Source organism: Gordonia sp. NPDC003422 (genome assembly GCF_053588675.1).
Genome location: NZ_JBSFQL010000002.1, coordinates 99345 through 125203 on the forward strand (window position 1 = coordinate 99345; position 25859 = coordinate 125203).

At 66.7% G+C, this 25859-nt stretch carries 29 protein-coding genes; 18 read left to right on the plus strand and 11 right to left on the minus strand.

Going from position 1 to position 25859, the window contains the following annotated elements; genetic code table 11:
* Nucleotide 1: 1 nt before the first annotated feature.
* The 3 genes from ACWDTF_RS02180 (at nucleotide 2) to ACWDTF_RS02190 (ending at nucleotide 2034) form a co-directional block, all read left to right on the plus strand.
* Entirely contained in the window at nucleotides 2-715 is a 714-nt protein-coding gene (locus tag ACWDTF_RS02180; protein ID WP_240858919.1) for a TIGR03089 family protein, read from the plus strand.
* A 108-nt stretch (nucleotides 716-823) separates the two neighbouring features.
* The gene (locus ACWDTF_RS02185) at nucleotides 824-1198 is read left to right on the plus strand and encodes a nitroreductase family deazaflavin-dependent oxidoreductase (RefSeq protein ID WP_240858917.1); all 375 of its coding nucleotides are present in this window, start codon (nucleotides 824-826) and stop codon (nucleotides 1196-1198) included.
* 5 nt (nucleotides 1199-1203) lie between these two features.
* Nucleotides 1204-2034 (plus strand): dienelactone hydrolase family protein, encoded by an 831-nt coding sequence (locus ACWDTF_RS02190; protein WP_240858910.1) that lies wholly within the window; start codon nucleotides 1204-1206, stop codon nucleotides 2032-2034.
* Nucleotides 2035-2043: 9 nt separating this feature from the next.
* On the opposite strand, the gene purE is transcribed toward ACWDTF_RS02190, so the two are convergent.
* Entirely contained in the window at nucleotides 2044-2556 is a 513-nt protein-coding gene (purE, locus tag ACWDTF_RS02195; RefSeq protein ID WP_355276954.1) for a 5-(carboxyamino)imidazole ribonucleotide mutase, read from the minus strand.
* A complete protein-coding gene (locus ACWDTF_RS02200) occupies nucleotides 2549-3838 on the minus strand; it encodes a 5-(carboxyamino)imidazole ribonucleotide synthase (protein WP_374247111.1) in 1290 nt (429 codons plus the stop codon). Before ACWDTF_RS02200 ends, purE begins: the two co-directional genes overlap by 8 nt.
* A gap of 78 nt (nucleotides 3839-3916) precedes the next feature.
* Here ACWDTF_RS02200 and ACWDTF_RS02205 point away from each other — a divergent pair, with 78 nt between their 5' ends.
* On the plus strand, nucleotides 3917-4477 hold the full coding sequence (locus ACWDTF_RS02205) for a GtrA family protein (protein ID WP_240858906.1): 561 nt from the start codon (nucleotides 3917-3919) through the stop codon (nucleotides 4475-4477).
* Here the strand turns inward: ACWDTF_RS02205 and ACWDTF_RS02210 are convergent.
* From ACWDTF_RS02210 to ACWDTF_RS02220, 3 genes are read right to left on the minus strand one after another with little or no spacing between them, the layout of a single operon-like run.
* Nucleotides 4449-5795 carry a sensor histidine kinase gene (locus tag ACWDTF_RS02210; RefSeq protein WP_355276957.1) on the minus strand — a complete coding sequence of 449 codons (1347 nt, stop codon included), beginning with the start codon at nucleotides 5793-5795 and terminating at the stop codon, nucleotides 4449-4451. The genes ACWDTF_RS02205 and ACWDTF_RS02210 overlap by 29 nt on opposite strands.
* 21 nt (nucleotides 5796-5816) lie before the next feature.
* Nucleotides 5817-6491, minus strand: a complete 675-nt coding sequence (locus ACWDTF_RS02215) for a response regulator transcription factor (RefSeq protein WP_240858902.1) — start codon at nucleotides 6489-6491, stop codon at nucleotides 5817-5819.
* Nucleotides 6488-7033: a PH domain-containing protein gene (locus tag ACWDTF_RS02220; protein WP_240858900.1), complete on the minus strand. Its 546-nt coding sequence runs from the start codon at nucleotides 7031-7033 to the stop codon at nucleotides 6488-6490. The genes ACWDTF_RS02215 and ACWDTF_RS02220 overlap by 4 nt, the downstream gene beginning before the upstream one ends.
* A gap of 112 nt (nucleotides 7034-7145) precedes the next feature.
* On the opposite strand from ACWDTF_RS02220, the gene ACWDTF_RS02225 reads away from it, so the two are divergent.
* Nucleotides 7146-7736, plus strand: coding sequence for a DUF6069 family protein (locus tag ACWDTF_RS02225; RefSeq protein WP_240858899.1), 591 nt, complete (start codon nucleotides 7146-7148; stop codon nucleotides 7734-7736).
* 8 nt (nucleotides 7737-7744) lie between these two features.
* On the opposite strand, the gene ACWDTF_RS02230 is transcribed toward ACWDTF_RS02225, so the two are convergent.
* Complete coding sequence (locus tag ACWDTF_RS02230) at nucleotides 7745-8545, minus strand: biotin--[acetyl-CoA-carboxylase] ligase (RefSeq protein ID WP_240858896.1); 801 nt, start codon at nucleotides 8543-8545, stop codon at nucleotides 7745-7747.
* Between the two features lie 119 nt (nucleotides 8546-8664).
* Here ACWDTF_RS02230 and ACWDTF_RS02235 point away from each other — a divergent pair, with 119 nt between their 5' ends.
* Genes ACWDTF_RS02235 through ACWDTF_RS02245 form a run of 3 tightly spaced genes read left to right on the plus strand, consistent with a single transcriptional unit; the run spans nucleotide 8665 to nucleotide 11209 of the window.
* Nucleotides 8665-10293 (plus strand): acyl-CoA carboxylase subunit beta, encoded by a 1629-nt coding sequence (locus ACWDTF_RS02235; protein ID WP_240858894.1) that lies wholly within the window; start codon nucleotides 8665-8667, stop codon nucleotides 10291-10293.
* On the plus strand, nucleotides 10290-10532 hold the full coding sequence (locus ACWDTF_RS02240) for an acyl-CoA carboxylase subunit epsilon (protein WP_240858892.1): 243 nt from the start codon (nucleotides 10290-10292) through the stop codon (nucleotides 10530-10532). The genes ACWDTF_RS02235 and ACWDTF_RS02240 overlap by 4 nt, the downstream gene beginning before the upstream one ends.
* A gap of 14 nt (nucleotides 10533-10546) precedes the next feature.
* Nucleotides 10547-11209 carry a Maf family protein gene (locus ACWDTF_RS02245; protein WP_240858890.1) on the plus strand — a complete coding sequence of 221 codons (663 nt, stop codon included), beginning with the start codon at nucleotides 10547-10549 and terminating at the stop codon, nucleotides 11207-11209.
* Between the two features lie 124 nt (nucleotides 11210-11333).
* Here the strand turns inward: ACWDTF_RS02245 and ACWDTF_RS02250 are convergent, their stop codons facing one another.
* Nucleotides 11334-12050 carry a neutral zinc metallopeptidase gene (locus ACWDTF_RS02250; protein WP_240858888.1) on the minus strand — a complete coding sequence of 239 codons (717 nt, stop codon included), beginning with the start codon at nucleotides 12048-12050 and terminating at the stop codon, nucleotides 11334-11336.
* Here ACWDTF_RS02250 and ACWDTF_RS02255 point away from each other — a divergent pair.
* Nucleotides 12049-12342 (plus strand): hypothetical protein, encoded by a 294-nt coding sequence (locus ACWDTF_RS02255; RefSeq protein WP_240858885.1) that lies wholly within the window; start codon nucleotides 12049-12051, stop codon nucleotides 12340-12342. The two genes, ACWDTF_RS02250 and ACWDTF_RS02255, sit on opposite strands and share 2 nt — an antisense overlap.
* 36 nt (nucleotides 12343-12378) lie before the next feature.
* Here the strand turns inward: ACWDTF_RS02255 and ACWDTF_RS02260 are convergent, their stop codons facing one another.
* Nucleotides 12379-13362, minus strand: a complete 984-nt coding sequence (locus tag ACWDTF_RS02260) for a neutral zinc metallopeptidase (protein ID WP_240858883.1) — start codon at nucleotides 13360-13362, stop codon at nucleotides 12379-12381.
* 87 nt (nucleotides 13363-13449) lie between these two features.
* On the opposite strand from ACWDTF_RS02260, the gene ACWDTF_RS02265 reads away from it, so the two are divergent.
* The 5 genes from ACWDTF_RS02265 (at nucleotide 13450) to ACWDTF_RS02285 (ending at nucleotide 18748) form a co-directional block, all read left to right on the plus strand.
* Nucleotides 13450-14349 carry a sulfurtransferase gene (locus ACWDTF_RS02265; RefSeq protein WP_240858881.1) on the plus strand — a complete coding sequence of 300 codons (900 nt, stop codon included), beginning with the start codon at nucleotides 13450-13452 and terminating at the stop codon, nucleotides 14347-14349.
* A complete protein-coding gene (locus tag ACWDTF_RS02270; protein ID WP_240858880.1) occupies nucleotides 14346-14798 on the plus strand; it encodes a SufE family protein in 453 nt (150 codons plus the stop codon). The genes ACWDTF_RS02265 and ACWDTF_RS02270 overlap by 4 nt, the downstream gene beginning before the upstream one ends.
* Nucleotides 14795-16390, plus strand: coding sequence for a condensation domain-containing protein (locus ACWDTF_RS02275; protein ID WP_355276966.1), 1596 nt, complete (start codon nucleotides 14795-14797; stop codon nucleotides 16388-16390). Before ACWDTF_RS02270 ends, ACWDTF_RS02275 begins: the two co-directional genes overlap by 4 nt.
* Nucleotides 16391-16589: 199 nt before the next feature.
* Nucleotides 16590-18398: an acetyl/propionyl/methylcrotonyl-CoA carboxylase subunit alpha gene (locus ACWDTF_RS02280; protein WP_240858875.1), complete on the plus strand. Its 1809-nt coding sequence runs from the start codon at nucleotides 16590-16592 to the stop codon at nucleotides 18396-18398.
* Nucleotides 18399-18403: 5 nt separating this feature from the next.
* Nucleotides 18404-18748, plus strand: coding sequence for a hypothetical protein (locus ACWDTF_RS02285; protein ID WP_240858982.1), 345 nt, complete (start codon nucleotides 18404-18406; stop codon nucleotides 18746-18748).
* A gap of 232 nt (nucleotides 18749-18980) precedes the next feature.
* Here the strand turns inward: ACWDTF_RS02285 and ACWDTF_RS02290 are convergent, their stop codons facing one another.
* Nucleotides 18981-19730 carry a hypothetical protein gene (locus tag ACWDTF_RS02290; protein WP_355276969.1) on the minus strand — a complete coding sequence of 250 codons (750 nt, stop codon included), beginning with the start codon at nucleotides 19728-19730 and terminating at the stop codon, nucleotides 18981-18983.
* Nucleotides 19731-19851: 121 nt separating this feature from the next.
* A complete protein-coding gene (locus ACWDTF_RS02295; RefSeq protein ID WP_355276972.1) occupies nucleotides 19852-21405 on the minus strand; it encodes an MFS transporter in 1554 nt (517 codons plus the stop codon).
* A 96-nt stretch (nucleotides 21406-21501) separates the two neighbouring features.
* Between ACWDTF_RS02295 and ACWDTF_RS02300 the strand changes: the two genes are divergently transcribed.
* Nucleotides 21502-22206 (plus strand): TetR/AcrR family transcriptional regulator, encoded by a 705-nt coding sequence (locus ACWDTF_RS02300; RefSeq protein WP_449753956.1) that lies wholly within the window; start codon nucleotides 21502-21504, stop codon nucleotides 22204-22206.
* On the opposite strand, the gene ACWDTF_RS02305 is transcribed toward ACWDTF_RS02300, so the two are convergent.
* The gene (locus tag ACWDTF_RS02305) at nucleotides 22128-22700 is read right to left on the minus strand and encodes an NTP transferase domain-containing protein (RefSeq protein ID WP_433259460.1); all 573 of its coding nucleotides are present in this window, start codon (nucleotides 22698-22700) and stop codon (nucleotides 22128-22130) included. The two genes, ACWDTF_RS02300 and ACWDTF_RS02305, sit on opposite strands and share 79 nt — an antisense overlap.
* A gap of 231 nt (nucleotides 22701-22931) precedes the next feature.
* Between ACWDTF_RS02305 and ACWDTF_RS02310 the strand changes: the two genes are divergently transcribed.
* Genes ACWDTF_RS02310 through uraH form a run of 3 tightly spaced genes read left to right on the plus strand, consistent with a single transcriptional unit; the run spans nucleotide 22932 to nucleotide 25801 of the window.
* Nucleotides 22932-24935 (plus strand): solute carrier family 23 protein, encoded by a 2004-nt coding sequence (locus tag ACWDTF_RS02310; protein ID WP_355276974.1) that lies wholly within the window; start codon nucleotides 22932-22934, stop codon nucleotides 24933-24935.
* Between the two features lie 9 nt (nucleotides 24936-24944).
* The gene (uraD, locus tag ACWDTF_RS02315) at nucleotides 24945-25475 is read left to right on the plus strand and encodes a 2-oxo-4-hydroxy-4-carboxy-5-ureidoimidazoline decarboxylase (protein WP_240858868.1); all 531 of its coding nucleotides are present in this window, start codon (nucleotides 24945-24947) and stop codon (nucleotides 25473-25475) included.
* On the plus strand, nucleotides 25475-25801 hold the full coding sequence (gene uraH, locus ACWDTF_RS02320) for a hydroxyisourate hydrolase (protein ID WP_240858861.1): 327 nt from the start codon (nucleotides 25475-25477) through the stop codon (nucleotides 25799-25801). Before uraD ends, uraH begins: the two co-directional genes overlap by 1 nt.
* Nucleotides 25802-25859 lie beyond the last annotated feature (58 nt).

Here is a 25859-nt window from a genome sequence, read left to right on the forward strand (position 1 = left end):
CATGACCGCGCGCACCGTCACCGACGCCGTCTTCGGCGTCATCACCGACTGGTCGCGACCTCTGTTGACCTATTACGACGATCGGACGGGTGAGCGCACCGAACTGTCCGGCGCAACGCTGGGCAACTGGGCCGCGAAGACCGCCAATTACCTCATCGACGAGATCGGGGTGGTCTCCGGTGACGTCGTCCGCGTGGACTTGCCAGAGCACTGGCAGACGGCCGGCATCTTGCTCGGTGCCTGGTGGGCGGGCGCCGACATCCGACTCGGGCACGACGACGCGGCCGATGAGGTGGTCACGTTCACCGGCATCGACGGTATCGACGACCATCCCGACGCCGACGAACTCGTGATCGCCTCGCTCGACGCCTTCGCGCTGCCCCTTCGCAATTTGCCGCCCGGAGTCGCCGACTACGGCTCGGTGGTCCGCGTGCACGGCGATCAGTTCGCGTCGTCGTCGCAGGCCGGTCCGGCACTCGAGACGGCAACTGTCGCAGACGTTGTCGCCCAAGCATTTTCGGCTGCCGAACACGAGGGCATAGGTCCCAACACCCGTGTCCTCTCGACTCGGGAGTGGCACACGCCCGACGGCGTGCTCGCCCATCTCCTCGGCCCGTTGGTGGTCGGCGCGTCGCTCGTGCACGTCTCCGGCGCCAGGCCCGACGCACTCGACGCACGAGCCGCGACCGAGAAGGCAGACCTCATCCTGACCTGACTTACGACGCCGCACCCCTGCTGGTTGAGTAGCGAGGAGCGAGCCCTTCCCACACTCCTGAGGTCGAAGACCTACCGCGATCCGATCCCTTCGGGCAGAGTGGAGGCCATGCAGATTCCTGCGGTCGTGGGCCGGATCAACAAGAAGATCACCAATCCCATTCAGCGCCAATGGGCGCCAAAGCTCGCCCCGTACGCGATGGTCGAACATGTCGGCCGCAAGTCGGGCAAGAAGTACTCCATACCGGTTCTGGCGTGGGTCGACGGCGACCGACTGTCCATCGTCCTCACCTACGGACGCCACACCGACTGGGTGCGCAATGTGCAAGCTGCCGGCTCGTTCGGCCTGATCCGCAAATCCCGGCATTACACCGTGACCGGTCCGCGAGTTGTCCCGTCCGACTCCCCCGACATCGTCAAAGGCGCCAAAATTCCGGGCCGACTGTTCGATTCGGTGCTCATCGGCACCCTGCACGGCGCGTGACGCCGATGAGCCGGACACACACCGACGATCCGCTCGACGATTTCACCTCCGAGGACGTCACCTACGACGGCGCAACTCGCCGTGTCTACCGCAAGGGCACCGGGCCTGCGGTGATCGTCATCGCGGAGATGCCCGGGATCAGTCCCAAGGTGGCCGATTTCGCGCGGCGGGTTGCCGATCTCGGTGCGACCGCCGTGATGCCGTCGCTGTTCGGGGTCGACGGACGCGATCCCCGACCGTCGAGTCTCGGCCGGGTCGGCGCCGTCACCAACATGCTGGGCACCATTGGGCGCGCCTGCATCTCACGCGAGTTCACCGTCCTCGCGACCGGCAAGACGTCGCCGGTGGCGTCCTGGCTGCGCGCGCTGGCCGCCGAGGAACACGCACGCTGCGGCGGACCCGGCGTCGGGGCGGTCGGCATGTGCTTCACCGGTGGATTCGCCCTCGCGATGGCGACCGACGAGCGCATGCTGGCACCCGTCCTGTCACAGCCGTCATTGCCCTTCGCCGCGCTTCCCGGCCGCAGGTCCACGATCGACATCAGCGACGCCGACCTGGAGAAAGTGCAGGTGCGATGCGCCAAGGGGCTTCAGGTGATGGGACTCCGATTCGAAGGTGACGTCCTGGCACCCGGCTCACGCTTCCGGTTCTTGGAGGAGAAGCTCGGCGACGCCTTCATCGGGATCGAACTGCCGGACTCCACCGCGAACCCCGATTCGGAGTTCCCGAAGCCGCACTCGGTTCTCACAGAGGATCTGATCGACGCACCAGGTGAGCCGACTTACGAAGCGCTCCAACAGGTTCTGGAGTTCTTCCACAGCAAGCTCGAACTGTAGCCACGCAACCTACTCCCCCAACAACTCCTGCTGAAGCGCGGAGTCCTTGTCGAGCACCATCCGTTCGAGGCCCTGCTGGAAGGCAACCATGCGTCCGCGCAGTTCCGCGTCGCCCGACGCCAGGATGCGCACCGCCAGCAGTCCGGCGTTGCGCGCGCCGCCGATCGACACGGTCGCCACCGGCACCCCGGCCGGCATCTGCACGATCGACAGCAGCGAGTCCATCCCGTCGAGGTAGCGCAGCGGAACCGGGACACCGATGACCGGCAGCGGTGTCGCCGAGGCCACCATGCCCGGAAGATGCGCTGCGCCACCGGCACCGGCGATGATGACCTCGATGCCGTTCTCGGCGGCGCCGGCCGCGTAGTCGAGCATGCGCTGCGGGGTGCGGTGCGCCGACACCACGCCCACCTGGAACGGCACGTCGAACTCGGCGAGCGCCTCCGCGGCGGCCTTCATCGTCGGCCAATCCGAGTCGCTGCCCATGATCAAGCCAACGCGTGGCGCCAAACCCTCACTCACCGTGCACATCCCATCCGTCGGTCCACTGGCCGTGCGACATCCAATGCGCCGCACGTTCGGCACGTTCACGTACATCGGCGAGTGAATCATCCACCCGGCCAACGATATTGACATGTCCGATCTTACGATCCGGTCGTTCGCCCTTACCGTACAGGTGGACCTTCGCGTCGGGCATCCGTGCCATCAGGTGATGCAGCCGCTCGTCCATCGACATATCCGGCGCATCGGGCGCACCCAGCACGTTGGCCATCACCGTGATCGGCGCGCGGGGCGAGGTGTCACCCAGCGGATAGTCGAGAACGGCGCGCAAATGCTGTTCGAACTGCGACGTGATGGCGCCGTCCATCGTCCAGTGCCCACTGTTGTGCGGGCGCATGGCCAACTCGTTGACCACCAGCTCACCGTCGGTCGTCTCGAAGAGCTCCATCGCCATCACACCGACCACACCGAGTTCCGCGGCAAGCCGCAGTGCCATCTGCTGGGCCTGGGCTGCGACGTCGGCGTCGAGGCCCGGGGCGGGTGCCAGCACAACGGCGCACTGCCCGTGGCGCTGCACGGTCTCGACCACCGGCCAAGCACCACCCTGGCCGAACGGCGAACGCGCGATCATCGCCGACAACTCCCGCCGCATGTCGACCTTGCTCTCCACCATGAGCGCCGGTAGATCGGTCGGACGGGTGTCGAAGACCTCGAGCGCGGCGTCGCGGTTGTCAACGAGCCATACCCCTCGTCCGTCGTAGCCACCGCGCACCGTCTTGATGACCACCTGCCATCCGTGTGCGTCACCGAACTCGACCAGCCGGGTGCGGGCTCCGTCACGGTCACCGGCGAGGTCGGCGTAGTCCGGGACCGGCAACCCCAATTCCGACAACCGCTCACGCATGGCCAGTTTGTCCTGCGCGAAGTGCAGCGCCTTCGACGGCGGACGCACTGCCACACCTTCCGCTTCGAGGTGCTGCAGGTGTGCCAGCGGTACACCTTCGTGGTCGAAGGTGAGTGCCACCGCCCCGTCGGCGGCCCGGCGCAGGTCGTCGAGGTCGTCATGCGAGCCGAGGACCACGTTTGCGCTGACCTGCGCGGCCGGATCCGACGACGTGGTGGCCAGCACCCGCAAGCATTGGCCGAGGGCTATCGCGGCCTGATGGGTCATCCGGGCGAGCTGACCGCCGCCGATCATCGTCACGGTCGGTAGTCCCACGCTGTCGGTTCCGCCCGTCCTCGCCTGGGTGCGGTCGGCCGGTTGGGGCCGTGGCACCTGCTCGCTTGGGTTCACGCGACCCATCGTGGCATGCCGGACATGTCCGGCGCATGACCGACCGGTCGAGATCGCCGACGCTTTTGTTTCGTACACTCGGATCTTGTGCCATTCATCGACGAGCTCGTCGCTCGACTCCCCGGGCCGGTTCGTCGCCTCGCGATGCGCCACCACGAGCTCATCAAGTTCGCCCTCGTCGGTGGCACGACGTTCGTCTTCGACCTGGCGATCTTCTATCTGCTGACCTTCACGGTGCTCGAGACGAAACCGGTGATCGCCCGTGTCATCTCCGGCACCCTGGCAACCATCCTGAGCTACATCCTCAATCGCGAGTGGGCCTTCAAGAACCGCGGTGGACGGGAACGCCACCACGAGGCGCTGCTGTTCTTCGCGATCAGCGGTATCGGTGTGATCTTGGCCGCGGCACCGCTGTTCTTGGCCAACAACGTCTTCGACGTCCGGGACAACCTGAGCGCCATCGAGTTGGCGGTCGTCGACTTCATCCTCGGCTTCATCATCGGCAACATCCTGCAGATGGCGTTCCGGTTCTGGGCGCTGCGCAAGTTCGCCTTCCCCGAGGAGAAGCTGCGCGGCGGTGACGCCGGGTCCACCGACCTGCACGCCAGTCTCGCCGAACTCAACGATGAGGAACTCGGTCACGCCTGATGCCGGTCAGCGGCGGGGTCGGACCCGGCGGGTCGTCACCATCGGTGCCCGACGGGACGACAATCGCGAATTCCGGCGGTCGACGCACCGTCAGTTCCAGTCGACCACCGTCGGCCTCGACCAGCGCCCGGGCCAGCGACAGGCCGACGCCGTTGCCGCCGACCCCGTCGGCGCGCCCGGCGGAGTAACCCCGCCGGAAGATGTGCTCGGCGGCCGAGTCGGGCACCCCCTCACCGTCGTCGGCGACGGTGATCCTGAGCATGTTCGCCCTCGGCAGTTCACCGACGGTGATTCGACACTCACCCCGGCCGTGCTGTAGCGAGTTGTCGACCAGGACACTGACCGCTTCGCGCAGCCGTCCAGGGCGGGCGCTCAACGCCTGCGCCGTGCCGTGGAAGGTCACCGACAGTTCGCGGTGCTGTGCGTCGAACGCGCTGCGGAAATCGCCGACGAGGGTGGTGAGCATGTCACGGACGTCGGTGACATGCGGCGCGCCACGGTCGTCGCGGGCCGCCGCGACCATCTCGTCGAGTTCGGAAGACAGACGCTCGACCTGCGACAAGGCCGCCTCTGCCTCGTTCACCACGGCAGGGTCGGAGTGCATCGACAGTTCGTCGAGGCGCAGCTGGATGGCGGTCAGGCGGCTGCGCAGCTGATGCGAGACGTCGCCGACGATCTCGCCTTCGCGTTCGAGCCGCAGGGCGATCTCCGCGTTCGCGTCGCCGAGTGCGCGCGAGACCCGATCCAGTTCCGCGATGCCGTACATCTTCCAGTCGCTGCGGAAGTCACCACGGGCCATGGCGCCGGCGCGTGCGGCCAGGTCGGTCAGCGGGTCGGCGATCCGACCGGCCGTCACTGCCGCGACCACGGTGCCCGCCACGATCGAACCGGCCACCACGATCGCCACGATCCCCACCGCCGCGAGCTGGTCGTCGCGGACCTGATCGAGGGGGATCTCCAGGGCGAGTGTTCCGGCATCACCCAGCCCGATCGAATCCGCCATGGTCTTGCCGTCGATCTGACTGCCGGTCGTGGTCGTGCGTTCGATCCCGGTGGCGTCGGGATAGCGCAGTGTGAGCCGTCCGTCCGGCGGCAGCAGCACCGCGACGTCTTCGCCGGTCAGGACATCCGGCGGGACCCGACCGTCGGGCCCCTCCGCCCGGATGAGCTGATCGGAGATCACCTTGAGTCGGGCGTCGAGGCTTTGATGGGCGTTGTCGGCGACCCACCACCACGCGACGACGCTCAGCGGAATCCCGAGCAGCGCACCGACCGCCAGCAGCATGGCGAGCATCGTGTTGAGTATTCGGCGGCGCATGAGGAGTTTCTCGACGGCGGATCAGGGATCGAAGCGGAAGCCGACGCCGCGCACGGTCACGATGTGACGCGGACCCTCACGACGGTCGTCGCCGATCTTTCGGCGCAGCCATGAGATGTGCATGTCCAGGGTCTTCGACGAACGGAGATCCGCCGACCCCCACACCTCGGTCAGAATCTCGTCGCGGCTGACGACCTCGCCCGATCGTTCCATGAGGAATCGGAGGAGGTCGAACTCGCGGTTGGCCAGGACGAGATCTCGTCCGGCCACCAACACCCGACGGCCACGGGCATCCAGACGGATGTCACCGCCTTCCAGGACCACGTCGCCCGCCGGGCGCCTGCGCAGCAGCGCGCGCACCCGGGCCAGGAGTTCGGCCAGGCGGAACGGTTTGCCGACATAGTCGTCCGCGCCGGCATCGAGTCCGACCACGAAATCGACCTCGTCGGTCCGCGCGGTCAGCATCATGACCGCGAGCGCAGGCCGTTGCGCGCGAACACGACGACACACCTCCAGGCCGTCGACCTCTGGCAGCCCGAGGTCGAGGATCAGCAACTCGAACCGGTTGTCGAGGGCCTGCTCGAGGGCGGCGGTACCCGTCGTCACCACTTCGCAGCCGTAACCCTCGCGTGCGAGAGCGCGCGCGAGCGGTTCGGCGATCGCGGCGTCGTCCTCGGCGAGCAGGACGTCGGTCACCGGTCCACTGTCCCGGTGTCGGCCCGCGCGCCGCCGTCTTCGTCGTCCTGCATGTCCAGCACCTCGTGATACAGCAGCGCGTGGACCTTCTCGACCTGCGGGATGTCGTCGAAGGACAGCGGGTCGTCGGACGCCGACTCGATGACGAGCGTGCCGGTGCGCAGCATCCGGTCGATGAGGCCGTGCCGGAACTCCACGGTGTTGATCCGCCGGATCGGGATGTCGATTCCCGAGCGGGTGATGATGCCGTTACGGAAGATGACGCGACGATCCGTGAGCACGAAGTGCGTCGACTTCCACGACACCAGGGGACGCACGAAGTACCAGCCGAAGCCGGCCAGCCACAGCACGCCGAGGATGATCAACAGCACCATGGTGGGTGTCGAGCCCAGGTCGTTTCCGGTCACCACGCCGGCAAGTACCCCGACCACGACGGTGACCAGGATGAAGATCAGGAAGGGCCCCAGCAGGCACTTCCAATGAGGGTGACGATGCAGGACGATGCGCTCGCCGGGCGCCAGGTTCTCCCGCGGATAGGCCATGGCGATCAGCTTAGTGGGTGGATTCGCAGGCCGGGGCCACCAATCGCCGCCCTGAGTAGAATGCGTCAGAGACCGCCACCGAACAGGGCATATCGTGCCCGGTGAGGAACACATGAGCTTTTCCGACCCGCGAGATCCCCGCGATCCGGGCACCGCCCGTTACGAGCCCGACTACCGTCCGGAATCGCGCGCATACAGCAGCGATCCGAATGCGCAGTACGCCCAGGGCAACTATGCACAGGGCGGGTATCCGCCGCCGCAGCCGCGTCCCAAGCGCGGCCCGAATGTGAACGTCGGGATGTTCGTCGGCGGCGTCGTGATGTCCGGCGTCGTGACCGGACTCGCGGCCTGGCTGGCCGCGTTCATCATCCGCGCGATCGTCGATCAGGTGAACGAATCCGGCAAGTACGGCATCTGGAATCCCGTCGCCCGAGACGAGTACTGGTTCGCGGTCGTCGGCTTCCTGTGTGCCCTGGCCGCCGGTGCGCTCTGGTACGTGCTGCAGATCAGCACACCGTCGCCGGACCAGTTCTACACCTGGATCGTCGGATTGCTCGTCGCCGCTGCGGTCATCATCCCGCTGGTGCTGTCGGCCCAGGTCTCGGTGAAGATCGGCACAGCGGTGATGCACCTGATCATCGGACTGCCGCTGCTGACGTTGATACCGGCGATGGGACGCAAGACCACAAACCAGCCGAGATAGGGCGGGTCTCAGTCGACGCTGCGCAGATGCGTGACGTCGCCGGCGGCGGCCACGGTCCGCCGACCGTCCGCGTCCTCGACCACGATGCGGCCGTCGGAGTCGATGTCCACGGCGGTGCCGACAATCGTCTCGTCGCCGGGCAGGGCCAATTGCACACGACGCCCCAGGGTGTCGCACCGCCCGCGATAATTCTCGGTGACGGCTGCGATGTCCTCCGGCCACCCCTGCCCCGACAGCGCGCGCAGATACTCCACGGCCACCGCGGCCGCGTCGACCGGTTGGCCGGTGGCGATAGCCAGACTCGTCGCCGTGGGCACCGGCAACTGCTCGGCGGTCATGTTGGTGTTGATGCCGATGCCCACGACCACGATTCCGAGGTCACCGACGCTGGTGACCTCGGCAAGAATGCCAGCGACCTTGTTGCCGTCGATCAGCACGTCGTTGGGCCATTTGAGGACCGGGCGCAGGCTCGTCACCGATTCGATCGCCGACGCCGCCGCGACACCGGTCGCCAACGACAACCACCCCAGACGATCGGGTTTGTCCCCGGCAGGCAGCACGGCCGAGATCGCGACCTGGGTTCCCGCAGGCGCCTCCCACACGCGCGTGTGGCGGCCGCGGCCGGCGGTCTGATCGGTCGTGATGCGGACCGTCCCGACGATCTCCGGCTCGTGAGCACGAGCCATCAGGTCCGCGTTGGTGGACCCGGTGGCCTCGACCACCTCGATGCGCTGCCAGCGCGTGTCGGCGATCCTCGGACGCAATTCGTCGATGGCGTCGCGCAGATTCTGGGTGACCGGTTCGTCCATGTCGATGAGCCTACGGGGCGCGGTCGCCATCCCACCGACCGATCGCTCGGAAACCTGAGGGATATCTCACGTCGATCCGGTTGACGTAGCTCACACTCGGGTCGTTAGCATCGACAGTCATGACCACAGCTTCACGCGACGGCGACGCGGCTCCCGACATCCACACCACTGCGGGAAAGCTCGCTGATCTGCGTAACCGCATCGACGAGGCCAAGCATCCGGTCGGCGAAGCAGCCGTCGAGAAGACGCACGAAAAAGGCAAGCTGACCGCCCGCGAGCGGATCACCCATCTGCTCGACGAGGGCTCGTTCGTCGAACTCGACGCCCTCGCCCGGCATCGCAGCACCAATTTCGGGCTCGCCGATCGCCGTCCGCTCGGCGACGGTGTGGTGTCCGGTTACGGCACGATCGATGGTCGCGAGGTGTGCGTCTTCAGTCAGGATTCCACCGTGTTCGGCGGAAGCCTCGGCGAGGTGTACGGCGAGAAGATCGTCAAGGTCATGGATCTCGCGGTCAAGACCGGCCGCCCGCTGATCGGCATCAACGACGGTGCGGGCGCCCGCATCCAGGAGGGTGTGGTCTCCCTCGGTCTCTACGGCGAGATCTTCCACCGCAACGTCCGCGCGTCCGGCGTCATCCCGCAGATCTCGCTGATCCTCGGCGCTGCCGCCGGCGGACACGTCTACTCCCCGGCGCTCACCGACTTCGTGGTCATGGTCGACAAGACCAGCCAGATGTTCATCACCGGCCCCGACGTCATCAAGACCGTGACCGGCGAAGAAGTGACCATGGAAGAACTCGGCGGCGCCCAGACGCACATGGCCAAGTCGGGTACCGCCAGCTACGTCGCCTCCGACGAGGAGGACGCCCTCGAATACGTCAAGGAACTGCTCGGCTACCTGCCCAGCAACAACCGGGCCGACGCACCGCGTCTGCCGGTGACGCAGCCGGCCGCAGGGTCGATCGAGGACACCCTCAACGACGAGGACCTCGAGCTCGACACCCTGATCCCGGACTCCCCGAACCAGCCGTACGACATGCACGAGGTCATCCGGCGCATCCTCGACGACGACGAGTTCCTCGAGGTCCAAGAGGGTTACGCGACCAACATCATCGTCGGCTTCGGCCGGGTCGACGGTCGCAGCGTCGGCATCGTGGCCAACCAGCCGACCCAGTTCGCCGGCTGCCTCGACATCAACGCCTCCGAGAAGGCCGCACGGTTCGTTCGAACCTGCGACGCCTTCAACATCCCCATCGTGACGCTGGTCGACGTGCCCGGGTTCCTGCCCGGCACCGACCAGGAATACAACGGCATCATCCGCCGCGGCGCCAAGCTGCTGTACGCCTACGGCGAGGCCACCGTCGGCAAGATCACCATCATCACCCGCAAGGCCTATGGCGGCGCGTACGACGTCATGGGCTCCAAGCACATGGGGGCCGACGTCAACCTCGCGTGGCCGACCGCCCAGATCGCGGTCATGGGCGCGTCGGGAGCGGTCGGGTTCGTCTACCGCGGCCAGCTCAAGGAGGCTGCGGCCAACGGCGACGACGTCGACGCACTGCGCCTGCAGCTACAGCAGGAGTACGAGGACACACTGGTCAACCCGTACGTGGCGGCCGAACGGGGCTACGTCGACGCGGTGATCCCGCCGAGCCACACCCGTGGCCAGGTGGCGACCGCCCTCAAGCTGCTCGAGCGCAAGATGGTCACCATGCCGCCGAAGAAGCACGGAAACATCCCGCTATGACCGAGAACGCAACCGACGACACGACGTCGCAAGCGCCCGCCCGCCCCTTCCTGCGGGTGGTGCGCGGCAACCCGTCGGACGAGGAGCTCGCGGTGCTGACCGCTCTCATCGCCGGTGCTGCTGCCGGCGGGGGGTCGGCCCAGACCTCCACCGAGCCGCGCAACGAATGGGGCAGTGCGATCGATCGGCTGCGCCCGCAGTGGGGCGCACCGACGAGCTTCACCAACATGCGCTACTGAGCGCTCCCGGTTCCGTGATAGCTGCAGACAAACCGGTCTTCGTGCTGGCCTCCGCCTCCCCTGCACGCCTGCGTGTGTTGCAGGCCGCGGGCATCGATCCCGTCGTCCGGGTCTCCGACGTCGACGAGGATGCGGTCATCGCCGCGCTGCCCGACTCCACCGACCCGGCCGAGGTGGTGCTCGCGCTCGCGCGGGCGAAGGCCGAAGCGGTGGCCGCAACGCCGGAGATCGCGGCACTCGCGGATCATCGGGCACCGGTCGTGCTGATCGGATGCGACTCGATGCTCCACCTCGGTGATCAGCTCCTCGGCAAGCCGCACACCGCCGAGCGAGCGCTGACCCAGTGGCAGACCATGCGCGGCCGGCACGCCGACCTGCTCACCGGACACCACCTGATCCGCCTCGACGGCGCGAACCGTGCCGAGGCAGGCGACACCTCGTCGACAACGGTGCATTTCGCCGACGCCGCCGACGAGGTGATCGAGCGCTACGTGTCCACCGGCGAGCCCCTCAAGGTCGCCGGCGCCTTCACCCTCGACGGGCTCGGCGGCTGGTTGGTGGAGAAGATCGACGGTGATCCGTCGTCGGTGATCGGTATCGGACTGCCTCTCGTACGGATGCTTGTCGAACGAGTCGGCCTGCGCATCGACGACTTCTGGCGCCCTCTCGCCGGCTGAGGCGCGAGCCCTTCGAGGCCTCGGCTTGTGCCTCGGGCACCTCAGGGAGCGGATGGTGACCCACCCGCCGGCTGAGGTGCGAGCCTGCGAGCCTCGAAGCCCCTGGCGAGATGACACTGCCAAATCAGGAGAACTTCTCCGGCCAGTACTTCGACAGGCAGTCGACGGGTTGGCCCTGCCGATTCAGTTGCGGCCCAGTGAGTCCGATGGTCAGCGCGGTGGCGCGCTCACGAATGGTGCCGTGTCCTTGGTTGGGGCCCGGGTCACCGATGATCGGCAGCAGAGTCGCGACCTGAAGAATATCCTTGGGCGACAACTGATCACGCTGGAACACCGTGGCTGCCCAGTTGCCGGCGAGGCAGTCTGCGATCAGCTCGGAGTTGTTGCCTTGCGGCTGTTGACTTTCCGGGATGTCGAGGACCTCGGAGATCCGGTAGACGATGTTGTGGCCGTATTCGTGCGCGACCACGATCGCAGCGGTGAAGTCGCCGACCACCGGGGACGGCACCCCGAAGACGTTGCCCTGCCAGATCGCCTGGAAGGTCTGCACCGGCAACACGATGGTGCCCTTCGTCGGCTGACCGGATCCGTTGGGCTGGGTGTCCACTGGGCAGAAGAACGCGTTGGCCAGATTCGACGGGATGTTCGCGTCGTTCTCGTCGTCGATGCACTCGGTCCGGAAGGTGGTGCCGGGCTCGATCAGTTCACGGCCGGGATCCGGACTCCCCCAACCCAGTTCGCCGAACCATCCGCCCCAGGTCTCGTCGAGGTCGTTGAACAGGCTGGTGAGGTAGGCCGGCACCGCGGTGTCGGCGTTGGAGTCGGTGACGCCACTCTCCATGACGTCCGACGACGGTGTCGGCAGCTTGGGACACGATGTCGCGCTGCAGGTGCCGGGACTACTCGGCGTCGACGTGGCGGTGCGCGGGCTCGACGTCTCGGCAGAGGATGAGGACGCCGCGCGACTCGACGAACCGGCATTCTTGTCACCGGAATCCAGGACCGAGCAACCGGCCACCGCGAGCATCGAGAAGACGACGGCAACACCGACCAACACCCGTGTCAAACGCGTACGTCCCGCACCGTTCATGGCCAAGAACCTATCAAGCGCGGCCGCACATCGGCAGCGTTGAACGAATGAACTCTGGTGGCGTGCCCCCGCTGCCGTTTCAGGCGCCGAAGACCTCGGGCCAGTACGTGGTGAGGCAATCGATGGGCTGGCCGGGCCGGCCGGGCAGACCGAACCCACGCTGGATCGCCAAACCCCGCTCCGCGCTGGTCCCGTGGCCTTGTCCCGGTTCCGGGTCCCCGACGACCTCGATCAACGACACCGCCTGCCGCAGATCGTCGGGTCGGAGCAATCGCTGCCGCAGCGCGGTCGCCGCCCAGTTGCCGGCAAAGCAGTCGGCGATCAGTTCGCTGTTGTCGCCCTGCGGATACCCACTTCGGGGGATGTTGCCCTGTTGCGCGATCCGGTACACCACGTTGTGGCCGTACTCGTGTGCGACCACGGTCGCGGCGGCGAACTCGCCCGCCCCCAATGGTGCGGGGACACCGACGATCTGGCCGTGCCAGAAGTTGACGAAGGTCTGCACCGGGAGCACAACCGAACCCTGCCGCGTCACCCCCGCACCGTTGGGCGCGGCATCCGCGGAGCAGAAGTAGGCATTCTTCTCGTCGGACGGCACCGGTTCGGCCTCACCGGTTTCCGAGTCGGTGCAACGAGTCATGAAAGTGGTGCCCGGCGCGATCAGGGCGCGGCCGGGCGAGGCATCGCCCCATTGCACCTGACTGAACCACTGACCCCACGACTCGTCGAGGTCATCGAGGGCGTCGGTGAGGAACTGCGTCACGTTGGTTCCGTTGGCATTCTCCGTCGTGACCACTCCGCGCATGAGATTGCCCGACGACTCGTCCAGGTCGGGGCATGCCGCCTTCGTGCATGCGCCGGGCACGACGCCACCGGACGGCGCCGAGGTGCTGGTCGACGTCGTCGTGGTGGTCGTGGAGGTGGTCGACGACGGGCTCGCACTCGTCGTCGACGACGAACCTTTGTCCGACCCTTGCGAACCACACGCCGCGAGCACCATCACGCCGACGGCGGCCAATGCGATCCCGACACGAAACACACGCCGCTCACCTGCACGAATCATGGAAACGAATCTAGCAATCGCGACACCCCCCGAGCGTGGATTGTCGGTGAGCCGAATGACTGGGCCACAAACCCCTAGACTCAGACCGTGAGTGTTGAAACCGACCCGAACCCGGCCTTCGCCGACTACGCCCATCCGGAACGTCTGGTCACCACCCAGTGGCTGTCCGCGCATCTCGGCGCCAAGGGCCTCAAGATCATCGAGTCCGACGAGGACGTGCTGCTCTACGACATCGGGCACATCCCGACGGCGCAGAAGATCGACTGGCACCTCCATCTCAACGATCCGGTGACGCGCGACTACATCAACGGCGAGCAGTTCGCAGAATTGATGCGCAGCAAGGGAATCGAACGCGACGACACGATCGTCATCTACGGCGACAAGAGCAACTGGTGGGCCGCCTACGCGCTGTGGGTGTTCACCCTGTTCGGCCACGAGGACGTCCGACTGCTCGACGGCGGACGTGACGCGTGGATGGCCGAGGACCGGGACACGTCCTTCGACGTGCCCGAGTATCCGCGATCGAACTATCCGGTGGTCGAGCGCGACGACGACACGATCCGCGCGTTCGCGCCAGAGGTCCTGTCCGCCATCGGCACCGAGCCGTTGGTCGATGTGCGCTCACCGCAGGAGTACACCGGCGAACGCACGCACATGCCCGACTATCCCGAAGAGGGCGCACTGCGTGGTGGCCACATCCCGACCGCGGTCTCGATCCCCTGGGCGAAGGCGGCAGCGCCCGACAGCCGATTCCGCCCGCGGGCCGAACTCGACGATGTCTACGAAGGCCTCGACCCCGACACCCCGACCATCGCCTATTGCCGCATCGGCGAGCGTTCGAGCCACACCTGGTTCGTGCTCACTCACCTGCTCGGCTTCACCAAGGTGCGCAACTACGACGGTTCGTGGACCGAGTGGGGCAACGCGGTCCGGGTGCCCATCGCCGTCGGCACCGAGCCGGGTTCGCCGCCCGGTTCCGCGGCATGACCCTGCCGCCCGCCCTGGCCGAGATCGTCGACGATTTCGGGGCTCTCGGCGATTCGGACAAGGTCACGCTGTTGCTCGAGTTCGCCGGGGAACTGCCCGCGTTGCCCGATCACTTGCGCGAGGACGCGATGGAACCGGTACCCGAGTGCCAGTCGCCGGTGTTCCTGTCGGTCGACGCGACGCAGCCGTCCGCGGTGCGCCTCTACTTCAGCGCGCCTCGGGAGGCACCGACCACTCGCGGGTTCGCGTCGATCCTGCATCAGGGCCTCGACGGCGCATCGGCCGAGGAGATCCTCGAGGTGCCCGCCGACTTCTACTACGACCTCGGACTGGGGTCGGCGGTGAGCCCGCTGCGCCTGCGCGGCATGGCCGGGATGCTGGGGCGCATCAAGGGTCAGGTCCGCACCCAGACCTCCGCCGGGCCGAGTTCCAACCATCCCGGGGCATGAAGTTCGTCCAGATCCGCGACGAACCGCTCGAACCCGGTGGGCTCGTCGAATGGACGCCTTTCGTGCCGGGTGGGCTCGGCGCATGGAGCACCGATTCGCGGTTGACGTCGCACAATCACGAGGAGCACTTGCGCTCCGCCTTCGAGTACCGGGTGCGCACCCGCCGTGAGGGTGGCCGGGAGTCGTGGTTGGGTTTGTCGATCGAATTCGACGAACCGCTGTCGATCCCCGCGATCCGCTCGGTCCTGACGCAGTGGATCGATCGGCACGAGGTGCTGCGCAGTCACGTCGTGATCAAGGGCCGCGGGCTGCAGCGTCTGACCACCGCGCCGGGCACCGTCAAGCTCAAGATGGGCCGAATCGGCTGGTACAACGCGTCGGGTCCGCTGATGGAGCAGATCGCCGGGTCCTTCGATCGGGCCACTGCCCCGCTGCAGTGGCCGGCGTACATGTTCGCGACGGTCGGCCGGGAGCGGTCGTTCACCCTGCTTTTCGCCGCCGACCACTCGCTGGTCGACGGCTACTCGCTGATCATGGCTCAGCAGGAACTCGTGACGCTCTACCGCGCGGTCCGTGAGCGCCGGGCCGCGAACCTGCCCGAGGTGGGCAGCTACGTCGATTTCAGCGCACAGGAACGACGTCTTGCCGATCAGTCGGGCGCCGACCATCCCGCGGTGGCCACGTGGCAACGCTTCCTCGCGTCGGGCTCCGGCGACATGCCGCCCTTGCTGGCCGACACCTCTGCGTCCGATACCTCTGCGTCCGACACCTCTGCGTCCGACACCTCTGCGTCCGATACCTCTGCGTCCGATACCTCTGCGTCCGACACCTCTGGGTCCGATACCTCTGCGTCGACGCGAGTTGCCACCGTCGATCCCGATCCCGCCACCGACGACCCCCAGGAATCCCTGTGGGGCACGATCCTCGACGACGCGGGCGCCAACCGGTTCAACGCCGTCTGTTCGGAGGCCGGCGGCACCCTCACCGCTGGGGTTCTGGCCGCGTTCGCCGTCGTTCACCACCAACTGACCGGCGACAGCGAGTTCCGCTGCGTCCTTCCCCGGCACACACGCGACGACACGCAATGGCTCACTGCGCTCGGCTGGTTCGTCGCGGTGGCACCGTTCTGTATCGACATGTCGGATTCGCCGAGCTTCGACGAGTCCATCACCCGCGCCACGGCCGAGCTCAAGAACGGCAGGCGGGGCGCTATGTTGCCGTTCCTCCGCGTCGCCGAGCTGCTCGGCCACAAGGGGCATCCGCGGTTCGTGATCTCCTTCATCGACACCCGGTATGCGCCGGGTGCCGGCGTGGCCGACGCCGGAAGGGCCAAGGTGATCCGCAGCCACAGCTATGCACCCGACGAGGTGTACATCTGGATCAACCGCACGCCGTCCGGAATGCGGTATTCGGCACGCTTCCCCCGCGAGTCCGCGCAGCCCGCGACACCCGGAGTGAACAATTCCACTCCGCACTCCGAGGACGGCGATCGCATCGACCCCGACGTCGGTCCCGTGCACGCCTACCTGCACGCATTCACCGAACTCGTTCGATCGCTCGGTGACGCGAGCACCTTCGGTCCGACGATGTGACATAGGGCTCCACCGAACGATTGCTCGGTGGGCTAGGGTATTCCCCGGAACGTGCGACACATACACTCCCAGGTGTCGTACGTCACCCGCTGAGGTCACACCCCGACCGCGCGGGTGCACCCACAAGACTCGATGTCCGACATGCCTGTGCAGCGCCGCAAGTCGCAGCACCCAGCACGAGTAAGGCCCAGGAGAACAAGTGCCCAGTTCCACGACCCCGTCCGTCATCAGCAAGGTCCTGATCGCCAACCGCGGCGAGATCGCCGTGCGCGTGATCCGCGCCGCTCGTGACGCCGGACTCGCCAGTGTCGCCGTCTACGCCGAGCCCGACGCGGATGCACAGTTCGTGAAATTGGCCGACGAGGCCTTCGCGCTGGGCGGACAGACCTCGGCCGAGTCGTACCTGGTGTTCGACAAGATCCTGGATGCCGCCGCAAAGTCGGGCGCCGACGCAATCCACCCCGGCTACGGCTTCCTGTCGGAGAACTCCGACTTCGCGCAGGCCGTCATCGACGCCGGGCTGATCTGGATCGGACCGTCGCCGCAGTCCATCCGCGACCTCGGCGACAAGGTCACCGCCCGCCACATCGCCCTCAAGGCCGACGCGCCGATGGCGCCGGGCACCAAGGACCCGGTGAAGGATGCCGACGAGGTCGTCGCCTTCGCCGAAGAACACGGTGTTCCCGTGGCCATCAAGGCCGCATTCGGTGGTGGCGGACGCGGCATGAAGGTCGCCTACACCATCGAGGAGATCCCCCACCTGTTCGAGTCGGCGACCCGTGAGGCAATCGCCGCCTTCGGCCGCGGCGAGTGCTTCGTGGAGCGCTACCTCGACAAGGCGCGCCACGTCGAGGCACAGGTCATCGCCGATCAGCACGGCAATGTCATCGTCGCGGGCACCCGCGACTGCTCGCTGCAGCGCCGCTTCCAGAAGCTCGTCGAGGAGGCCCCCGCTCCGTTCCTGACCGATGAGCAGCGCGCCAAGATCCACTCCTCGGCCAAGGCCATCTGCCGTGAGGCCGGGTACTACGGTGCCGGCACCGTCGAGTTCCTCGTCGGCAGCGACGGCCTGGTGTCGTTCCTCGAGGTCAACACCCGCCTGCAGGTCGAACACCCGGTCACCGAGGAGACCGCGGGCATCGACCTGGTGCGCCAGCAGTTCCGCATCGCCAACGGCGAGAAGCTGGAGATCTCCGAGGACCCGACCCCGCGCGGACACTCCTTCGAGTTCCGCATCAACGGCGAGGACGCGGGCCGCAACTTCCTGCCCGCTCCCGGCCCGATCACCGTCTACAAGGAGCCGACCGGCCCGGGCGTGCGCGTCGACTCCGGCGTCGTCGCGGGCGACGTCATCGGCGGACAGTTCGACTCGATGCTGGCCAAGCTGATCGTCACCGGCGAGAACCGCGAGCAGGCGCTCGAACGGTCGCGTCGCGCGCTGGCCGAGTTCCAGGTCGAGGGTCTGGCCACAGTTCTGCCGTTCCACCGCCACATCGTCGAGAACCCGGCCTTCCACGGCCACGTCGACGAGAACGGCGTCGAGAAGTTCGATATCTACACCAAGTGGATCGAGACCGACTGGGACAACCCGATCGAGCCCTACACCGGTGCTGAGGCGATCGAGGACGACGACGAGGCCCCGCGCCAGAAGGTCGTCGTCGAGGTCGGCGGACGCCGCGTCGAGGTGTCGCTGCCCGGCGATCTCGCACTCGGCAACGGTGGCGGCGGCAACGGCGTGGTCCGCAAGAAGCCGAAGGCCCGCTCACGCAAGAAGGGTGGCGGCGCTGCCGCATCCGGTGACGCCGTGGCCGCCCCGATGCAGGGCACCGTGGTCAAGGTCGCCGTCGAGGAGGGCCAGCAGGTCGCCGCGGGCGAGCTCGTCGTCGTCCTCGAGGCCATGAAGATGGAGAACCCGGTCACCGCGCACAAGGACGGCGTTGTCACCGGACTCTCCGTCGAGGCCGGCGCCGCTGTCACCCAGGGCACCGTCCTCCTCGAGCTGAAGTAGTAACGCTGCAAGCAGTCGAGATCAACGCCGGGACCTGGTATCTGCGTGCGCTTCGTGCGGACGACCGGATATCCGATGTCCCGGCGTTGTCCGATCTCGGGGTAGACGACCCCGCCGGATACGTCTCGACCGCCGACCGCAATTGGGCAGGCGAAACCGAATTCGTCTGGGCCATCTGCATTCCGACCACCGGTGAGCTGATCGCCCTGATCGGTGTCACCCGCGACGGCGAGACGGGCCACCTGTGGGCGCGCGCCCGCTCCGGCTACGACGAGGCAGTCGAGGTCGCCACCGGCCCCGTCACCCGGTTTGCCGAGGGTGCGCTCGGGCTCACGGTCGAACCGGCCTGACGCTGATCGGAAAGAGCCGCCGACCACTGCTGGTTGAGTAGCGACGAGCGAGCGCAGCGAGCCCGCCGCGTATCGAAACCTCGGGAGACGGCGGTGTCAGCGACCACCGGGTTGCGGACACGGAATCTCGCCGGCTTTCGATACGCCTCGCCCTGAGGGGCTCGGCTACTCCTTGGATTGAGCTTGTCGAAATCAATCAGCAGATGGGCTAAGCCAGCGGGAGCGAGACTCTTCACACCACCGACCGACCCGACCATCCAGGACTCGGAGCCATCGTCGGCCACGGTTGGTCGCCACGCGCAGGTCCGCGATTCAGTGCCGCGTCCGGAACCGTTGCGGCACAGGCATGTTGGTCGGCGGTCGGGGTCGGGTAGACGGCGGCGAAGTCGTATCGGGTGGTGTACCAACCGCCGAACACTGCGGTCTCCGGAGTACGCAAGCGGCCGCTCGCAGCGGTAGGCGGTGTTGCACCCTCACGCCGGAAGTCGATCTCCACCGGGTGCGGATCGTCGACCTTCGACACCCACGCATCACCGTCGCGCACAGACCGATATCCATAGCGGCACAGCACAATACGAGTTCGATCGACACCGTCGATCCGACGCAGCGACGTGAAGAAGGCCGTGCCCACGGCGTGGCGTCCAGCCGACACACCCGACGGATACGCCAGGATCATCTGGTCGATGTTCGACGGCGAGGCCTGCACGAAGCCGCGGTAACCCCACTGCACAGATCCACCGGCGTTGGCGAGTTCGAAGGACTCGACGTACGCGCGGACAAACGTACCCTCGGGACTCGACATGTCGAGTGCCGGCCCGGCGATCCATCGGAAGGTGGTGTCGAACTCTGCCGGCACATGGGCATCGTGTGACGAGGTGACCGTGGCAGTCGGTGTGTCCGGACCGCGCGCACATCCGGCGACCAGCGCGATCCCGACCACGATGGCAGCGACCCATGCGCGATGTGTACGCGTCACGGCCATCACCTCACGGTTCGCGGCCCCCGGATTTCTGCCCCTTGGTGCACCCTAGGCACAAGTGCTCTCGCATCACGGCAACGGAGTGCACCGGAACGACCACGAGACGGCAACGAAACGGAAACGGTCAGGATCGTAGGGATGCCGCGACCTGGCCCGTCCCGGCGTAGTCACCCTCACGCTCGTGATGAAAGTCCTTCTGCCGAATCAACACCGCGGTGACCACCGCCGCCACTGCGGCCGTCACCGACGCGATGGCGAGGATCTGGTCGAGTCCCGCGACATATCCCTGTGCGGCTTCGGCGAGCACCTGTCCCCGCATCGGGCCGGGCACGCCCTGCATCACCTGCGCGACATCGCCACTCGCGAGCGCGTCACCGATCTCCCGAGACCTCGAGGCGAGCGGACCGTCGGCCAGGGCGTCACTGACCACGTCGGAGTAGCGCGCGGCCAGCAGACTGCCCAGTAGTGCGACGCCGGTGGCGATACCGATCTGGCGGAAGGTCGAGTTGATGCCCGACGCCATTCCCGCGCGGGCCTGTTCGACCACCCCGACAGCCGTCGACGCCAATGGCGGATTGATCAGGCCGGTGCCGATCCCGGCCACCACGAATCCGGGGATCAGCTGTGTCCAGTTACCGGTCGGATCGGTGCCGCGCAGCAGCCACAGGCCCACCGCAACCAGCACGAACCCGGGCGCGATCAGCCAGCGCACCGGCACCACGTCGGACAGTCGGCCCGCAACACCGGCCGCGAGGAACACCACACCCGAGAACGGCAGGAACCGGAGACCGGCCTCGAGAGCCGAATAGCCCATGATCGACTGCAGATAGATCACCAGGTAGGTCAGCACCGAGAACATCGACGCCGAGATGGCCCACGCCGCAACGAGTCCGCCGCTGAAGGTCGGTACCCGCAGTAGTGAAGCGTCGATCATCGGTTGGGACACAACACGTTCGACGATCACAAACGCGATCAGGAGCACTGCCGCAAGGCCAAGCGAGCCAGCGGCCGTCAACGATCCCCAGCCGTCAGCGTGACTCCGGATCAGTCCGAAGACCAGGAACGCCAACGCGGCACTGAACGTCACGCACCCCAACCAGTCGATGCGATGCGCACCCGGCGCCTTGGATTCATCGACTCCCCACAGCGTGATCGCGAGCGCGAAGATCCCCACCGGGATGTTCACGTAGAAGATCCAGTGCCAGGAGATCCCGCTGGTGAGCAGGCCGCCGAGCACCGGGCCGACTGCAACGGACACACCGGTCACCGCACCGAACACGCCGAAGGCGACACCCCGCTCCTTCGGCGCGAACGCCTGCGCCAACAGCGCCAGCGAGGTCGCGAACATGATCGCGCCGCCGACGCCCTGCAATGCCCGCGCGCCGACCAGGAATTCGATCGTCGGGGCGAGACCACAGAGCAGCGAGCCGATGGTGAACACCACGATGCCGGTCGCGAACACCACCTTGCGACCGACGATGTCGGCGATGGTTCCCGACGTCAGCAGCAGTGCGGCCAGCGTCAGCGCGTAGGCGTCGATCACCCACTGCAGGCCGGATAGTGACGACCCGAGATCGGCCTGGATGTCGGGCAGCGCCACATTCACGATCGTGACGTCGAGCAAGAGCATGAAGACGCCGGTGCCCACGGCGGTCAGCGCCAACCACTTTCGATCCATGCGAGCCTCCTATTTGAGTGCGAACTCAATAAAGCGTGACATATTTTGAGTTCTCACTCAAGAACTTGACAGGAATCCGATAATGTGGCCGGTGTGATGCGCCGAGGACGACCCCCGAAGACCGGCCGCGACGAGATCGTCGCCGCCGCCGTCGAAGTGCTGGCCGAACGCGGCATCGCCCGTCTCACCACACGCGAAGTCGCCTCCCGCATGGGCATTTCCGAGGGCACCATCTTCTATCACTTCGGCGATCGGAAGGGGCTCATCAAGGCCGTCTTCGACGAGTCGCTGCGGCCCCTGCTGCAATTCAAGACGCTGCCGCCCGAACCACCGCAGAACCTCGACGACCTGCGCGCCGGCATCGCCTACTTCACCGAGACCGTCGGCAACTTCCTCGAATCCGGGCTCGACGTCCTCTTCGCCACCCAGGCCGACGCGGACCTCCGCACCGACATCCACGCAGTGATGGCGGAGAACGACTACGGCCCCCAGCACGGACTGGCCGCGATCACCGGCTTCATCGAAGACGCCCAGGCTGCCGGGTTCGCGAATCCCGAGGCCGATGCCGGTGCGCTCGCCTACCTGCTGCTGAGTTCGGTGTTCTTCCGGACCACCCAACCCCGACTTGTCGGACACGACCGCGGCAGAGTGGACGCCACAAGGACGCTCGACACCGTCATGCTGGTCTTGACACCGCAGAGCGCCGGCGACGACGCGTCGGCTCATTCGACGTCGACATCGGCCCCCGTCGCGAGATCCCCACATTCGACGTCCACGACATCCGCACGGTCGCGTAGGTAGGCCCTGGCTCCGACCTCGCCGCCGACCACGGCGAGCACGCCATCGATGTGATCGATCCCGATGTAGACCGGGTGCCCGGGGCGGCCGTCGAATACCGCTCGTGCCAACACTGAGCGGTGGCCTTCGGCTGCCGAGAGCACCCGGGCAACGACGTCCGCGCCCACATCCGGCGTGTCAACAACATGTAAAAGAACTCCGGCCAGTCCGGACTCATTGCGTGCGGCGCGAAGCACAGCAGCGACCGTCGACCCCATTCCATCCGACCAGTCGGGGACGACGATCGCCGATGCTCCCGCCGGCGCCGACACCACTGCGGCACCCATGGCGACCATCACCTCCGGGCACCCTCCGTCCCGCAGCGCGGAGACCGCGATTGTCAGCCATTCCCCTTGGTGAGCAAGTATTTTCGGCATTCCGTATCGAGTGCCGGCACCGGCGGCGAGCACCACACCCAGCACGTTTCCGGAGCGTCCGACAGGTCCGCCGACCTCCACGTCACTCTCGCCCACAGCCGCCTCCGATCACCGCTGATCGATGTCCGATCCGCACCTTTTACCCGGTCGCAATATACGATCCGCCACCCAGCGAGGTTCGCACACCGGGTCCACTATTTAGCTGCCGGTCGATGATCGCGATGTTCGCTCCTGCGTGCCCGGTGGCAGGGCGAACTCGCCTGCCACACCCCAGACGCCGCAACCCCCAAACGCACGACCCAGGAGAACATCATGGCGACGGATGCAATACCAGCAGCCACCCCCAAGAAGCCGAAGAAGCGCATCCATCCCGTCGACCAGGTGCCGCCGTTCGGCAAGATGGTCGCCCTCGGCGCCCAGCACGTCGTCGCCTTCTATGCGGGCGCCGTCCTCGTCCCGCTGCTCATCGCGCGCGCCATCAATCTCGACGACGAAGCGCTGACCATGCTGATCACCGCCGACCTCTTCACCTGCGGCATCGCATCGCTGCTGCAGGCGGTCGGCTTCTGGAAGATCGGCGTCCGCCTACCCCTGCTGCAGGGCATCACCTTCGCGACTCTGGCTCCGGTCATCAAAATCGCCAACGACAACGCCGGCACCGGCGAGCACGCGGCTCGCGTCGGCCTGCAGACCGTCTACGGCGCCGTCATCGCGGCCGGTGTGTTCACCTTCCTGATCGCGCCGTTCTTTGCCAAACTGATCCGATTCCTGCCCGCGGTCGTGACCGGCACGCTGATCACCATCATCGGTATCTGCCTGTTGCCGATCGGCGCGGGCGACGCGGTGACCGACCCCGCGACGCACGACCACGACCCCGCCAATCCGCGCTGGATCATGTACGCACTGGGGACGATTCTGCTGATCGTGTTGATGCAGCGGTTCTTCCGCGGGTTCATGGCCACCATCGCCGTTCTGGTCGGCCTCGCGACCGGCACCTTCGTCGCGTGGCTGCTCGGTGACGCCAGTTTCAGCAGCGTCGGCGAAGCGAGTTGGTTGGGCTTCACCCCGCCGTTCGCCTTCGGCTGGCCACGCTTCGACATCGTCGCGATCGTGTCGCTCATCGTGGTGCTGCTCGTGGTCATCGTCGAATCGACGGGTTCGGTCTTCGCCACCGGCGAGATCGTCGGCAAGCGCATCAAGAAGGAAGACGTCGCGGCGACCGTTCGCGCCGACGGCCTGGCCACCGTGATCGGCGGATCGTTCAACTCGTTCCCCTACACCGCGTTCTCCGAGAACGTCGGACTGGTGCGTCTGACCGGCGTCAAGAGCCGCTGGGTCGTCGCCTGCGCCGGAGTCATCATGATCATCCTCGGTGTGCTGCCCAAGCTGGCCAAGGTCGTCGAGTCCATTCCCGCACCGGTTCTCGGCGGCGCGGCGCTGATCATGTTCGCGACGGTCGCGATCGTCGGCATCCAGACCCTGACAACCGTCGACTTCACCGACCACCGCAACCTGATCATCTCGGCGACGTCGCTGGCCATCGCCCTCTACGTCGAGCACTCGCAGTCCTCGCCCCCCACCACCGTGATGGCCAAGGACGGCACCCCGATCGAGGTGCCCGCACTGCCCGGCGTGGACCAGGCGATGCCCAACATCTTCCTACAGATACCCTTCTCCACCGGCATCACCATGGGCGCGATCAGCGCAATCCTGTTGAACCTCTTGTTCTTCCACATCGGACGCAAGGGCCCGGCGGTTGCCGGCGGCGGTGCGATCACCCTGGACGAGGTCAACGCGATGTCGATCGAGCAGTTCCGCGCGACCTTCGGTGGCGTGGTGCAGAACGTCGACTGGGTGCTCGACCGCGCCTTCGAACAGCGGCCGTTCGAGGATGTCCACGATCTGCGCAGCGCGTTCCAGGAAGCGATGCTCACCGGCAGCGACGACCAGCACATGCAGCTCATCCAGGCCTTCCCCGACCTCGGCGCCGAGGACGAGGACACCGGCGAGCTCATCGCGGTCGACCACAAGGGTCTCTCGCACCTGGAGGAAACCGAACACGAGAACGTGGTGAACCTCGCGTCGGCCTACCGCGAGCACTTCGGGTTCCCGCTGGTGATCTGTGCCCGCGAGACCGAACGCTACGACCGCGTGCTGCGCAACGGCTGGGCACGCATGGACAACTCCGAGACGTCGGAGAAGTCCTTTGCGCTCATCGAGATCGCGAAGATCGCCAACTACCGCTTCGATGATCTCGTCGCCGACGCCAATCCGATCACCTCGGCCCGATTCAGCCGCCAGCCCGAACTCTCTTAGGGTAGGGGTATGCGACGGGTGGATTGGCGTGGGCTCGAGAGTTTCAACGAGCTCAGCGAACGGCAGGCGATCAGCACGCTCTACGAGTGCTGCAGCTCGTCGATCTGGGCCCTTCGGGTTGCCCGGGCACGTCCGTTCGCCGACGAGGAAGCACTGCTCGAGTACGCGGATCTGATTCTCGCCGAGCTGACCGACGCCGACCTCGACGAGGCGTTGTCGGGCCATCCCCGCATCGGGGACCGGCCCGACAACCCGTCGTCGCAGCGTGAACAAAGCGGGGTATCGGGCGCCGACCCGGCCGTGCTGACCGAGCTGAAGGATCTGAACAAGGCCTACGACGACAAGTTCGGCCACGTCTACCTGGTGTTCGCCAACGGACGCCCGGCCGACGAACTACTCGCGATCCTCAAGGAACGCATCCGCAACGACGCCGACACCGAACGACGCGTGCTGCGCATGGAGCTCGCGAAGATCAACCGCAGCAGGCTGATTCGGATGCTGGCACCGGCCGGACAATTCGCCGACGAGAAGGCGGGCTGATGACCGGGTTGTCCACGCACGTCCTCGACGCGGTGTCCGGCTCTCCGGCGGTCGGGGTGGCGGTCGCCCTGCAGGACGCGAGCGGTACCGAGTTGGCCTCGGGCAGTACGGATTCCGACGGACGTATCGGTCAGGTCAACACCGATCCGCTGGTGCCGGGGATCTACCACCTCGTCTTCGACACCGGAGAATGGTTCGCCGACAACGACATCAACGGCTTCTATCCGGAGATCGACATCTGCTTCGAAGTAGACGATCCCGACCGGCACTACCATGTGCCGGTTCTACTCAGCCCGTACTCGTACTCGACGTATCGGGGTAGTTGATCTCCCGCTCGACCTTGAGGTGCCCCACTTCCGCTCCCTGAGGTGCCACACTCCCGCT